Origin of the sequence: Flavobacterium xylosi, from assembly GCF_042787345.1 — a bacterium.
GTDB classification, from domain to species: domain Bacteria; phylum Bacteroidota; class Bacteroidia; order Flavobacteriales; family Flavobacteriaceae; genus Flavobacterium; species Flavobacterium xylosi.
In genome coordinates this window covers 1-12,499 of the sequence record NZ_JBHZPZ010000008.1, presented here as the reverse complement: position 1 = coordinate 12,499, position 12,499 = coordinate 1, and the positions used below count along the sequence as shown (strand labels likewise).

Below are 12,499 nucleotides of genomic sequence, written 5' to 3'. Positions count from 1 at the left end.
TCTTAATATAGCGTGTATATTTAAGTTAAATGTTTAAAATTACTAGATATTTTGATATAAATGTAAACTAATGCAAAGCAGGGTGTTTATTGAAATAAAATTAATTACAATTAAATAAAAAAAAGTTTTTTTATTTAAACTAAAAATATAAATTTGCTCCACTACAAGTTTATTATAACTAAAGATTATTATTTAAAACTATTAAAATTAAAAAAAATGGCAAACGTTAAAAAAGAAAGCAGTGCAAAAGGAGGAGGAATGATTTCAGGAATCATTATTGTTGCATGTATTTTTGTTGGATGGTTAATTTGGAATTTCATAATGGGTAATGGCGCAAATTTTGAAGGTGGAGTTAATACTGGTCATCCATTACCAGGGAATATGTTAGCAATGGTTTACAAAGGAGGACCTATTGTGCCAATTTTGTTAGGATGTCTTTTAATGGTTGTTGTATTCTCATTTGAAAGATATGCTGTAATCTCAAAAGCGGCTGGTAAAGGAAACTTAGATGCGTTTATGAAAAATGTACAAAGAGATATTAAAGAAGGCAACATTGAAGGAGCGATTGCTGCATGTGATAAACAACAAGGTTCTGTTGCAAATCCAATAAAATCAGCTTTATTAAAATACCAAGAAGTTAAAAATGAAGGTTTAGATAGCGAAACTGCTGCAGAAACTATTCATAAAGAAATAGAAGAGGTTACTTCACTTGAAATGCCAATGTTAGAGAAGCATATGACAATTCTTTCAACTATGGTTTCATTAGGAACACTTGCAGGTTTGTTAGGAACGGTTACTGGTATGATTAAAGCGTTTAGTGCTTTATCTGCTGCTGGAACTCCAGATCAAGCTGCGCTTGCAAATGGTATTTCTGAAGCATTGATTAACACGGCAACAGGTATTGCTACTTCAGCTTTAGCAATTATTGCTTACAACTTTTTTACTTCTAAAATTGATACTTTGACTTATTCTATCGATGAGGCTGGTAATACAATTGTAAATACTTACAGACACTACAGAAGTTCAAGAAATAATTAATAATTTTATTTATACGGAAAATAAGGATCTTTTAAGTAGATCCTGTTTTCTTATAAATATTAAAAAAATATATTAATGGCTATAAAAATGCAAAAAAAAGCAGGGTCTACTGATATGACCGCCATGTGTGATGTAGCTTTTCTTTTGTTGTCTTTCTTTGTAATGACAGCAACAGCTAAGATACCGGAAGCATTGCCAGTAGATACGCCTGCATCAACAGTTCAATCAAAGTTGCCCGAAGATAATTTGGCTACTATAACTGTTGGAAAAGGAAAAGTATTTTTTGACTTAAAAGGAAGAGAAGTTAGAAAAAAGGCACTTGAGTTAATGGGTCAAAAATACGGTGTTGCATTTACGGAAGAAGAATCTGCGAAATTTGCTTTAATGGAAGGTATTGGAGTTCCAATTACAAATCTAAAGCAATTGATTGCTATGAAGACTGCGGATAGAAGTAAGCCAGGTTTACAGCCAGGTGTGCCTAAAGATTCATTGGATAATCAATTGAAAGAATGGATATACAATTCTCGTATTGCAAATATTGAGGTTAATGACAAAGAATTGCAGCTTGCCATAAAAGGGGACGCAAAAGAAGAGTATCCTGCAATCAAGCAAGTAATGGATATATTACAAGACCAAAAAATCAATAGCTTCAATCTGGTTACTGGTTTGAGAGCAAAAGATAAATAACTAAAAAAACACACTAAAATGGCTGAATTAAATACCGGCGACGGTGGAGGCAAAAAAGGTGGAAAAGTAAGAAGTAAAAAATCCAACTCAAAAGTTGATTTAACTGCGATGGTGGATTTAGCGTTCTTATTAATCACGTTCTTTATGCTTACTACCACGTTGTCTAAACCTCAATCGATGCCTTTGGGGTTGCCAGATAAACAAGATGATCCTAATGAAAAGCCTATCAAAGTTGATGAAAACCGTACATTGACAGTTTTATTAGGGGATAATAACAAAATGGTATACTATATGGGTTTATTAGCAACACCGATTGCTGGCCCTAAAGATATTTCATATGGAAAAGAAGGTATTCGTAAAGAATTATTGAAAAGAAAAAAATCAGTAGTAGAATACACTGGAAATAAAGACAAAGGTTTAATAGTAATTATCAAACCAAGTAAAAAATCAAATTATCGTAATCTAGTAGACATACTTGATGAGATGGCGATTGTTGGAGTACCTTCTAATGCAATTGTAAATGATTTTTCTCCAGAGGAACTAAAATTGTTAGAAGGTAAATAAGATTTTCTTATTGCTCTATAACCTAATAATTAAGAAAAATGAAATTAGATATATTCACAAACCAATGGCTTGATATTGTATTCGAGGGACGTAACAAAGCTTATGGTGCTTATGAGCTAAGAAAGTCAAATACTAAGACTACTATAAAAGCTCTTTTCATTGGTGCAATTGTTTTTGCTTTTGCAGTAGGTGCGCCACTTATTTTAAGTTTATTGCCGGATTCTTCGGAAGCTGATGAAACTTTAGATACTAAAATTGTTAGTATAAAGTTACCACCTAAAGAAGAAATTAAAAAAGATATTCCACCACCACCACCACCACCGCCAAAAGTAGACCAAGTTAAATTTGTGAAACCAGTGGTTGCAAAGGCTGAAGAAGTTACAGAAGAACCGCCTAAAACTGTCGAGATAAAAGATAAGAAATTAGGTGCTGAAACTATAAAAGGTGATCCAGATGCAGTATTAACTGTTGAACCAGTTGGTACAGGTCCTGCAGCAGTTGTAGAAGAGGATAATCAAATTTATAATACAGCGGGTATCGAGGTAAAACCGGAATTTCCAGGTGGTATGGACAAATTTTACTCTTATGTAGGTAAAAATTATCAAACTCCTGAAGAAGAGGGTCTTAAGGGTAAAGTGTATGTTACATTTGTAGTAGAAAAAGATGGTTCATTAACAGATATCAAAGTAATTAGAGATATTGGTTACGGAACAGGAAAAGAAGCGATACGCGTTTTGAAAAAATCTCCTAGATGGACTCCTGGAGTGCAAAATGGTAAACCAGTTAGAGTACTTTATTCTCTTCCTATTACTATTCAATCTGCAGAATAATGTTAAATAACATAGTAAATAATATTAAGAAGAAATCGCTTAGAGAGCGATTTCTTCTTGTTTTAGGAATTTTGTTTTTTCTAGTTTATCTTGTTTTAGGTTTATTCATTATCTTTATGAAGAATTTCCCTTTAGCAATGGAACCGACTTACAGATTTGCTTTTGGGGTTTTACTTATCGTGTATGCTTCATTTAGATTCCTTCGGATTATTAATGATAATAATGACTAGATTATGAAAAACTTCGCTAAACTTCTGTATTTTATTTTTTTCTCAGTAGGTATATTGTTTATCGGTTGTAATCAAACGAATAGTTCAAAGAAAGAAGAAACCATTTTGAAAGGTTCAACCTCTATTTTTGTTGATGAAACCTTAGCGCCTATTATTGAAGATCAGGTAGCCGTTTTTGAAAATAACTATGAAGCAAAAATACAGCTGATCTCAAAATCAGAATCTGAAACTGTTAATTCTTTGTTTAAAGAAAAAGGGGCTATTGCGGTTTTATCCAGAAATCTGACACCTGATGAACTGAAGATTTTTGAACAAAGAAAAATTAATCCTAAAATTACTCCTTTTGCTACAGACGCAGTGGCTTTTATTTCTAATAAAAATAGTAAAGACACTCTTATAGCTTTGGAAGACGTTATTAGTTTTATGCAAGGAAAACCAGTTAGATACATTAAAGGATTAGTCTTTGACAACCCAAATTCAAGTACAGTGCGTTATATGAATTCTCTGGCGAATTTAAAAACCATTCCTGAAAAGGGTGTTTTTTCGTTCAAAACCAATGTTGAAGTTATAAAACATGTATCAGAAAATGATGGCATGATTGGGGTTGTTGGTGTCAATTGGCTTTCGCAACCTATGCCGGAAATGCAAAAGTATGTTGATAATGTAAATACTTTAAGTGTAAAAGGACTAACGGGGAATGATTACTTTTTACCTTCACAAAACAATATAGCAGAAAGAAAATACCCTTTGGCACGTGATTTGTATATAATAAATTGTCAGGGATATTCTGGCTTAGGAATGGGGTTTGCTTCATTCGTTGGTGGAGATGTCGGACAAAGAATAATTTTAAAATCTGGATTGTTACCTGTACGTATTCCTACTAGGAAATTTACAATAACAAAAAATAACAAAAAATAAAACACAATAAAAATGAATAAATTAACAACTTTTAGTGTTGCATTGTTGGCTTCAGCTTTTGCGAGTCAAGCACAAGATATTAATCAAGCAAAAAAAGCTATCGATGCAGAGCAATTTGAAAGCGCAAAATCGATGTTGAAATCGATTATTCAGGCAAAACCAAGTAATGGAAGAGCGTCATTTCTTCTAGGAAATATCTATCTTAATCAAAGCGTTACTGATTCTGCAAAAATCTATTTTCAAAAAGGATTAATAGGAAGTGATAATGGAAAACTAAATTATATTGGTTTAGGGCAAATTGATTTAGATAATAATAATGCTGCTGCTGCTCAAGCTAATTTTGGTTTAGGGACAAAAGGAATTAACAAAAAAGATGTTGAGGAATTAGTATATGTAGGTAGAGCTTATATGAATGCTGCAAAGCCAGATTTTAAAAGCGCCATTGCAATTTTGAATCGTGCTAAAATAAATAACCCATCAGATGCGCAAGTTCAACTTGCACTTGGAGATGCTTATTTTGGTGACAAGAACCAAAATGAAGCTTATGCTTCGTACCGTAATGCTTTTCAGTCAGATCCTACTTTGACAAGAGCTAAAATGCAATTGGGTGTTTTGCTTAAAGGAGCTAAATCGTATGATGAAGCAATCAAAGCATTTAACGAAGTAATTGCTATAAATCCAAGTTATGGACCTGTTTACAGAGAGCTTGCTGAAACCTATTATAATATTGCCAGAAACAAACCTTCAAGATCTGTGGAGAGTATGAAATCTGCCATTAGTTTTTATGATAAATACATGAGTTTAACAGATTATTCTATTGCTTCTCGTATGCGTCATGCTGATTTTCTTGTTCTTGTGGGCGATTACAAAGCACTTGAGATAGAAGCTAATAAAATGAAAGAATTGGATAATGTTAACCCAAGGATTTTAAGATATTTAGGATATGCAGCATACGAAAATGGGAATCTTGATGTAGCAAAGACATCGTTAGAAAGTTTTATCTCAAATCCAGCAAACAAAATTATTGCTAAAGATTATACTACTTTAGGTTTGGTAAAAATTAAAAAAGGAACTAGCGCTGATGGTTTATCTGTAGATCCAACTGCTTTTAAGGAAGGAATGGCTATCATCAAAAAAGGAATTGAACTTTTGCCTATAGCAGTAGAAGAATTAGGGGAATCAGGTAAAAAATTCTTTGCTCAAAAATTATTCAAGGAAGCCGCTGCGATTTTCGAACTTAGCTCTTCTAATAAAGATTCTAGAAATTATTTAGATGATAATGTTTATTATGGCTTATCGTTATATTATGATAACAACAGAAAAGACGTAAAAGCAGATCCTATTTCCTTACAAAAAGCCGATGCTGCTTTTGCTAACGTAATAGCTGCATCTCCTGACTATCAAGAAGCGTATTTATATAGAGCAAGAACAAATAGATTGCTTGAAAATGATGTAGTAATGGTTAAAGCATACCAGGATTATATAGATAAAACAACACAAAAAGGAGCTGAAGAAGTAGCTAAACCAGCAGTGAAAACTAAATTTATAGAAGCCTATAATAATATTGCCGTAATCTATTCTAAAACGGATAAAGTAAAAGCAAAAGAATATTTAAATAAAACTCTTGCTATTGATCCTGCTAATCAATATGCTTTAGACGCATTGAAAACTTTGAAATAATTTTAAATATTTCAACATTTATAAAACCGATAGTTTCAAAAGAACTGTCGGTTTTTTTTTGAGCATAAACTCTAGGATTAACTCGCTGGGATTGGGCCCGCTATTCGCTCTATCTTTTTTAAGGTCAAAAAAATGCCCTTAAAAAAGGATGCCGCTTCTATCGGGGCTAGAAGTTATTATTAGTGATTTTCAGCAAGCATTTTCTAAATATCAAATTAACTCCCTCTCAAATTAACTATCTTTGCACTTTAAAATAAAATAATGTTATCAAAAGAAATACAATTAGAAGTTAATAAAGGCGCAATGCTTCCGTTGATGGAAGAATTTTATACCATTCAGGGGGAAGGATTTCATACCGGTACTGCAGCGTACTTTATTAGAATTGGTGGATGTGATGTGGGTTGTCATTGGTGTGATGTTAAGGAAAGCTGGAATGCTGAATTGCACCCCCCAACAAGTATTGATTTAATAGTTGCCAATGCGAATAAATATGCAGATACTGTTGTCGTTACTGGAGGGGAACCTTTAATGTGGGACATGACTTTGCTTACTCAAAGATTAAAAGATGAAAACTTAAAAGTACATATTGAAACCTCAGGAGCATATCCGCTTTCAGGAAGCTGGGATTGGATTTGTCTTTCGCCAAAGAAAAATAAATTGCCTACGGAAACGGTTTATAATAATGCACACGAGCTGAAAGTAATTATTTACAATAAGCATGATTTTATTTTTGCCGAAGAACAAGCAGAAAAAGTGAATCCAAATGCTATTTTATTCCTTCAGCCCGAATGGAGCAAAAAAGAAGAGATGACTCCTTTAATAGTGGATTATGTAATGAACAATCCTAAATGGCGCGTATCCTTACAAACACATAAATATTTAAATATTCCTTAATAAGCAAATACCCCAAACTGTAATAATAATTTGGGGTATTTTTATAAACGAGAAAATTAATAGTCTTACTCAACTACCAACCTTTTTTCTTTTTCAATTCAGTAATGTGAGCTAAGTGGTGGTTTCCATGCCAAGCATAATTCCCAATTATTTCCTTAATTTTAAATTCGTTGTTATGTTCCGGATGAATAAAGGTTTTTTCTAAATCTGCTACATTTAAGCTTTTCATTAAATAGGCTAATCTATAATGTAATCCTTCTAGAAAAGATAATGTGGGTTGAATACGCATCGTTATATTATCATGCATTTCTGCCCATCGGTCTTCATGATAGAATTTTATTACGGGTTTATCTTCTGTTAAAGTCCATTTGATTCTAATGAAACAATTCATGTGACTATCGGCGCAATGATGAATCACTTGACGAATCGTCCAGCCATCTTGCCGATACGGAGTGTCGAGTTGATAATCGGTTAAATAAATTACTTCTTTTTTTAGTCGTTCTGGAAAAGAAGAAATCTCAGCTATTTTTTCAGACAGATAGTTATTTGAGTATAATTCGGGTGCAATAAACTTCCCAATAGGATAGCGTAATTTCTCTAGTACGGAATCTTCCATAATTTTATTTGTCTTTATTGGCAGTTCTTTTATCTTTATTTAAATCGAAAGTTTCGCCAAATAATCGTAATGCTCACCTTCCAGAATCAATTCACATTGAAATCCATTATCTAAAGCTGCATTTTGCAACGTATTATAATCAATGAACATCCAGTCGAATGGTTTTTCTTTCTCGCCTTTGTAGGAGATATTAAAAACAATTTCGCCATAATAGTCTTTCTTTGAAGGAATCCATTTTCCACCGTCTTCATCATCATCAAACATATATATGATATCAGAACTGTCCAACAGAACTTGCCCGCCTGGATTAAGTAATGATTTTAATTTTAAAAGAAAATTTGGAATATTTTTTAATTTTCCACACATACCGGCCCCGTTCATTAAAAGTAATATGGTGTCGTATTTCTCGTTTTCTAATGCCATTACATCCTGAACTTTTGCATTCTTCAATCCACGAAGTGTGCATGCTTGGATTGCATTTGCAGAAATATCAATTGAAGTAACGTTTAAATTCCGTTCGTTTTGTAAAGACAAACTATGACTACCTGCACCACAACCTACATCTAGGATTTTACCTTTGGCGAGTTGTAACGCTTTTTGTTCCATTTGGGGCATTTCATCGTACAATCGAAATAAATAGGCAACCGACATTTCGTCTTCTTCAGAAATGGTAGTCTCCGTAATTAAATCTTCGGGAGCATTATTAGTTTGATAATCAAGTATGGCTTTGCCGAAAAGGTCTTTCATTAGAGTTGGTATGTTAATTTAGTTATTTGTTGATTTGTTTTAAGTAATTTCGCAAAATGTTTTATCGAATAACCGAATAGACAAATCTACGAATGAATACTATTTTAAACAATCTTCCAAAAGAAGCCAAAGATAAGCATATCGAAAACAAAAAGTATTTCGATAAGCTGAAAAAGAAGACGCCAAAGAATTTAGATTATGTAATGCAGGATTTACATGATGCTGAATTCAAAAAAACGGATTGTTTAAAATGTGCCAATTGTTGCAAAACAACTGGACCTTTATTTACTGATGCCGATATTGAACGTGTTTCAAAATATCTCAGACAGAAACCCCAACAATTTATCGAGCAATATCTACAAATTGATGAAGATAGGGATTATGTTTTGCAAAGTGTGCCTTGTACTTTTCTTGATAATGAAAATGCTTGTATGATTTATGATGTTCGTCCAAAAGCGTGCAGAGAATTCCCGCATACTGATAGAAAGAAATTTCAACAAATTACAGATCTAACGTTGAAGAACGTTGCCATTTGCCCTGCAGCTTTTAATATTGTGGAGGAAATGAAAAAGAAGTTACCTCTTTAAAAAAGATTTTCATCAAAATAAACAAAAGAAATTCGATCTCGTCTCCCTCTCCTTTGAGGACTCCCCAGGCTTCGGGAGGGTAGCGGACTAATATATCAAATACTTAATTCGTATTTTTTTAAACTGTCTCAATCCCTCTTTCCAGCTTTCTCTGATTTCCTTTTCTGAGATCCCACTTTCTATTTGCTGCTGCAATTTTTTAGTTCCGGCTAATTTTGTAAAAAAGGAATTAAAAAATTTCGATTTGTCATTTGTACTCTGATAAGCTTTGATGAGCCATTTCAATTCCAGTTGATGTACTCTTGGATATGTTGACAAATCTTCCCCATAACATTTAATGCCATTATAAACTGGATTTTGGGCTCCTAAGTTTGGTTTCGGAGTAAAACTGAAATCGCTTTTTGGTAAATAAGGAGAGCCATAAATTTGAAATTGCTTCTCAGTACCGCGACCCACACTTACATTCGTGCCTTCAAAAAGGCATAAACTTGCATATAAATTCACGGCTTGATCATTCGGAAGATTTGGGGAAGGTTTAATTGGCAAACTGTAATCCATTTTTCTGTTGTAATTTAGACACGGAATAACGGTTAATTTACATTGAATTCCATTCTTGAGCCATTTTTCTCCATTAATCATTTGCGCATATTCACCAATTGTCATTCCGTGAAGTAAAGGAATTGGGTGCATACCCACAAAACTGGTAAACTCTTTTTCAAGGACTGGTCCGTCAATAATAGTTATATTGGGATTAGGTCTGTCAAGAATCAATAGCATAATGTTATTTTCGGCACAAGCCTCCATAATATAATGTAAGGAGGAAATATAGGTATAAAATCGAGCGCCTACATCTTGTAAGTCAAAAACCAGAATGTCAATTCCGGCTAGTTCTTCTGGTTTAGGTTTTTTATTATCACCATAAAGCGAAATAATTGGCAATCCTGTTTTAGGATCTTTTCCGTCAACAATATGTTCACCGGCATCCGCAGTTCCACGAAAACCATGTTCGGGAGCAAAAATGGTTTTGATTGCAATATTTTTTCCTAATAGAAAATCGACCAAATGAGTTTTGTCAGATAGGATTCCGGTTTGATTCGTTACAATTCCAATTTTTTTATTTTTTAATAAAGGAAGATAAGCCGTATAATTATCGGCACCAGTTTTAATATCATTCTTGGAAACAGTTGTTGTTTTTATTAAACTTTCGTTTTCTATTTCCTCCGCTTGCGTTTTTTTGACCGTGCAAGACATTAGGGCGGTAAATAAAAGTAAAAGAGAAAATGTATTTTTTATAAATGGAGTCATGTGATAAATCATAATAAAATTAATGTCTATTAGTGTAATTCGTGTTTTAGCTGTATTTTTGGCGCAAGCGACGCAAACTGGCTTAGCAAATCCAAAATAGAAATTGAATCAACTTGAATTTAGAATATTTCATAGCCAAAAGGCTCATCACCGCTAAAGATTATAAAAGTAGCATATCTGCGCCAATTATAAAAATTGCAATTTCGGCAATTGCTATTGGTATGATCATGATGATTGTTTCTGTAGCAACGGGAATTGGCTTGCAACAAAAAATCAGGGAAAAGGTTTCTGCTTTCAATGGGCATATTATTATCTCGAATTACGATAACAATCAGTCCGAAGTTACGCTGGTGCCTATTTCCAAGAAACAGGACTTTTACCCAAAGTTCACTTCCGTTCCAGGAATAAGTCACATTCAGGCTATCGCGACAAAAGCCGGAATTATAAGAACCGAAACAGCTTTTGAAGGAATCATTCTAAAAGGAGTTGGAAAAGATTACCAATGGAATAACATTAAAGAATATCTGGTTTCGGGTAAACTGCCAGATTTTTCTAAAAGCTTAAATGAAGAGGTGCTGATTTCTCAATTTTTGGCGAATAGACTCAATTTGAAAGTTGGCGATTCCTTTAATACATTCTTCATAAAAGAAACCCAAAATAAATCACCCAACATCCGCAGATTCAAAATCACGGGAATTTTTAACTCTGGTTTCCAGGAATTCGATGCTAATTATGTAATAGGGGATATTAGACACCTGCAACGCATTAATAAATGGAGTCCAAATGAAGTAGGAGCATTCGAAGTTTTCGTAAATAATTTTAACAATATAAAAACAACTGGCGAGCAGGTCTATGAGCAAACGGCATCAACGCTTGATACAAAAACCATAATCGATAAATACAGCTACATATTTGAGTGGCTTCAATTATTCGATTTCAATATTATAATCATATTAGGCGTTATGATATTGGTGGCAACAATCAATATGGTAGTTGCGTTATTAGTTCTTATTCTCGAGCGAACCCAGATGATAGGAATATTAAAAGCATTAGGAGCTAATAATTGGTCGGTTAGAAAAATATTTCTCTACAATGCCTTTTACCTTATAGTAAGAGGATTGTTTTGGGGGAATTTAATTGGGATATCTTTGTTGTTGATCCAGCAACATTTTGGAATAATCAAACTCAATCCCGAAAATTACTATGTCAACCAAGCTCCAGTATACCTTAATTGGGGTTACATACTGTTATTGAATTTGCTCACGGTCACCGTTTGTTTTGTAGTGTTGTTAATTCCTTCCTATATAATAACCAAAATATCTCCGGTAAAAGCCATTCGTTTCGACTAGATTTTTATTTGGGCGTTTCCCTTTATAAAAAAGAGGCTATTATCGATTAAGGTGATAGCCTCTTTTGTATAAAGGGTCGGGCTATTCGCTGCAAGTCCTCGTCAAGTTGCGTTTCACTCCACTTTACTGTGGGCTTTCCGCTGCTATCCCTAACGCGGGAAACGTTTCATCGACTTTGTGATTTAGCCAAAGATAAAATTTCCTTCAATAGTATTTATTTCTTACCTTATATATAGGTAAGAAGCATCTGCTTAAGAATGCTATTTCTTTCCGATTATATAATGATATGCAGAATTTATGCCCGTTGAGTCACCCTCTCCTTCGGAGAGTCCCGAAACGTCGGGAGGGGAGAGGAAAAAACTTTACTTTCAAAATTCACGTTTCCAGCGAGTTAAAGTTTAAGTTAAGAAAAGATCAAAAAAAAGGGATTAAAAAGCTTGAATAACGGTATAAAGGGTGTAGTTTTGCACCCGCAATGGCGCAGACGTTCTTACTTATTTTACTGGAAATCGAATCAAAATTAAAGCGAAAGTTTTAGAAAAAAGATTTGCGAGAAATAAAAGAAGTAATTATCTTTGCCGACCCGAAAGGAAGCAAGTTCATAGAAAGATTGAGTGGGTGTAAAGGTTGAGAAATCGGCTTTTTAAGTAAAGAAAAAGGAAACGAAAATTTTCAAAAAAACTTTTAAAAACACTTGCGAGATAAGAAAAGAAGTTGCACTTTTGCACCCGCTTTGAGAAACACTTTAAGTAGTGTAAATCAAAGTAAGAAACTGAAATAAATTCAGTATAAAACAAGAAGAACACGTTCCTAGACATATTGAATTGACAGCCGTTCCGATGAAAATCGGAACAAAAGAATAAGAGTAATAGAATTGAAAGATTTGAAAAAACCACTAGAGACTTCAGTCAAATAAACAAAGAGACCAGATTTATCTGGACTCAACAATATACGATGAAGAGTTTGATCCTGGCTCAGGATGAACGCTAGCGGCAGGCTTAACACATGCAAGTCGAGGGGTATAGTTCTTCGGAATTAGAGACCGGCGCACGGG

Annotated in this window: 13 protein-coding genes and 1 rRNA gene; 11 read left to right on the top strand and 3 right to left on the bottom strand. The window is 33.7% G+C overall.

Annotation, left to right across the window (positions count from 1 at the left end; all coding sequences use genetic code 11):
• Positions 1-216 precede the first annotated feature (216 nt).
• The 8 genes from ACFX5E_RS08110 (at position 217) to ACFX5E_RS08075 (ending at position 6,841) form a co-directional block, all read left to right on the top strand.
• Complete coding sequence (locus tag ACFX5E_RS08110; protein ID WP_379854695.1) at positions 217-1,038, top strand: MotA/TolQ/ExbB proton channel family protein; 822 nt, start codon at positions 217-219, stop codon at positions 1,036-1,038.
• 87 nt (positions 1,039-1,125) lie between these two features.
• Positions 1,126-1,725 carry an ExbD/TolR family protein gene (locus tag ACFX5E_RS08105; protein ID WP_379854694.1) on the top strand — a complete coding sequence of 200 codons (600 nt, stop codon included), beginning with the start codon at positions 1,126-1,128 and terminating at the stop codon, positions 1,723-1,725.
• Positions 1,726-1,743: 18 nt separating this feature from the next.
• Positions 1,744-2,289, top strand: a complete 546-nt coding sequence (locus ACFX5E_RS08100) for an ExbD/TolR family protein (protein ID WP_379854693.1) — start codon at positions 1,744-1,746, stop codon at positions 2,287-2,289.
• A gap of 38 nt (positions 2,290-2,327) precedes the next feature.
• Positions 2,328-3,119 carry an energy transducer TonB gene (locus tag ACFX5E_RS08095; protein ID WP_379854692.1) on the top strand — a complete coding sequence of 264 codons (792 nt, stop codon included), beginning with the start codon at positions 2,328-2,330 and terminating at the stop codon, positions 3,117-3,119.
• On the top strand, positions 3,119-3,349 hold the full coding sequence (locus ACFX5E_RS08090) for a hypothetical protein (RefSeq protein ID WP_379854691.1): 231 nt from the start codon (positions 3,119-3,121) through the stop codon (positions 3,347-3,349). Before ACFX5E_RS08095 ends, ACFX5E_RS08090 begins: the two co-directional genes overlap by 1 nt.
• 3 nt (positions 3,350-3,352) lie before the next feature.
• Entirely contained in the window at positions 3,353-4,267 is a 915-nt protein-coding gene (locus tag ACFX5E_RS08085; RefSeq protein ID WP_379854690.1) for a PstS family phosphate ABC transporter substrate-binding protein, read from the top strand.
• Between the two features lie 12 nt (positions 4,268-4,279).
• A complete protein-coding gene (locus ACFX5E_RS08080; RefSeq protein ID WP_379854688.1) occupies positions 4,280-5,947 on the top strand; it encodes a tetratricopeptide repeat protein in 1,668 nt (555 codons plus the stop codon).
• Between the two features lie 261 nt (positions 5,948-6,208).
• Positions 6,209-6,841, top strand: a complete 633-nt coding sequence (locus tag ACFX5E_RS08075; protein WP_379854687.1) for a 7-carboxy-7-deazaguanine synthase QueE — start codon at positions 6,209-6,211, stop codon at positions 6,839-6,841.
• A gap of 73 nt (positions 6,842-6,914) precedes the next feature.
• Here ACFX5E_RS08075 and ACFX5E_RS08070 read toward each other — a convergent pair whose 3' ends face one another.
• Positions 6,915-7,457, bottom strand: coding sequence for a YfiT family bacillithiol transferase (locus ACFX5E_RS08070; protein ID WP_379854686.1), 543 nt, complete (start codon positions 7,455-7,457; stop codon positions 6,915-6,917).
• A gap of 39 nt (positions 7,458-7,496) precedes the next feature.
• A complete protein-coding gene (locus ACFX5E_RS08065; RefSeq protein WP_379854685.1) occupies positions 7,497-8,204 on the bottom strand; it encodes a class I SAM-dependent methyltransferase in 708 nt (235 codons plus the stop codon).
• Positions 8,205-8,296: 92 nt separating this feature from the next.
• Here ACFX5E_RS08065 and ACFX5E_RS08060 point away from each other — a divergent pair, with 92 nt between their 5' ends.
• Positions 8,297-8,791 carry a YkgJ family cysteine cluster protein gene (locus ACFX5E_RS08060; RefSeq protein WP_073205777.1) on the top strand — a complete coding sequence of 165 codons (495 nt, stop codon included), beginning with the start codon at positions 8,297-8,299 and terminating at the stop codon, positions 8,789-8,791.
• Between the two features lie 87 nt (positions 8,792-8,878).
• Here ACFX5E_RS08060 and ACFX5E_RS08055 read toward each other — a convergent pair whose 3' ends face one another.
• Positions 8,879-10,096 (bottom strand): exo-beta-N-acetylmuramidase NamZ family protein, encoded by a 1,218-nt coding sequence (locus ACFX5E_RS08055; RefSeq protein WP_379854684.1) that lies wholly within the window; start codon positions 10,094-10,096, stop codon positions 8,879-8,881.
• Positions 10,097-10,209: 113 nt separating this feature from the next.
• On the opposite strand from ACFX5E_RS08055, the gene ACFX5E_RS08050 reads away from it, so the two are divergent.
• Complete coding sequence (locus ACFX5E_RS08050; protein ID WP_379854683.1) at positions 10,210-11,445, top strand: ABC transporter permease; 1,236 nt, start codon at positions 10,210-10,212, stop codon at positions 11,443-11,445.
• 951 nt (positions 11,446-12,396) lie between these two features.
• Positions 12,397-12,499: ribosomal RNA gene (locus ACFX5E_RS08045) — 16S ribosomal RNA — on the top strand; the annotation flags it as partial.

Bases quoted from the DNA above. Each gene is read 5' to 3' on its own strand.
- ACFX5E_RS08110 (WP_379854695.1), top strand. From the start codon at position 217: ATGGCAAACGTTAAAAAAGAAAGCAGTGCAAAAGGAGGAGGAATGATT.
- ACFX5E_RS08105 (WP_379854694.1), top strand. From the start codon at position 1,126: ATGCAAAAAAAAGCAGGGTCTACTGATATGACCGCCATGTGTGATGTA.
- ACFX5E_RS08100 (WP_379854693.1), top strand. From the start codon at position 1,744: ATGGCTGAATTAAATACCGGCGACGGTGGAGGCAAAAAAGGTGGAAAA.
- ACFX5E_RS08095 (WP_379854692.1), top strand. From the start codon at position 2,328: ATGAAATTAGATATATTCACAAACCAATGGCTTGATATTGTATTCGAG.
- ACFX5E_RS08090 (WP_379854691.1), top strand. From the start codon at position 3,119: ATGTTAAATAACATAGTAAATAATATTAAGAAGAAATCGCTTAGAGAG.
- ACFX5E_RS08085 (WP_379854690.1), top strand. From the start codon at position 3,353: ATGAAAAACTTCGCTAAACTTCTGTATTTTATTTTTTTCTCAGTAGGT.
- ACFX5E_RS08080 (WP_379854688.1), top strand. From the start codon at position 4,280: ATGAATAAATTAACAACTTTTAGTGTTGCATTGTTGGCTTCAGCTTTT.
- ACFX5E_RS08075 (WP_379854687.1), top strand. From the start codon at position 6,209: ATGTTATCAAAAGAAATACAATTAGAAGTTAATAAAGGCGCAATGCTT.
- ACFX5E_RS08070 (WP_379854686.1), bottom strand. From the start codon at position 7,457: ATGGAAGATTCCGTACTAGAGAAATTACGCTATCCTATTGGGAAGTTT.
- ACFX5E_RS08065 (WP_379854685.1), bottom strand. From the start codon at position 8,204: ATGAAAGACCTTTTCGGCAAAGCCATACTTGATTATCAAACTAATAAT.
- ACFX5E_RS08060 (WP_073205777.1), top strand. From the start codon at position 8,297: ATGAATACTATTTTAAACAATCTTCCAAAAGAAGCCAAAGATAAGCAT.
- ACFX5E_RS08055 (WP_379854684.1), bottom strand. From the start codon at position 10,096: ATGACTCCATTTATAAAAAATACATTTTCTCTTTTACTTTTATTTACC.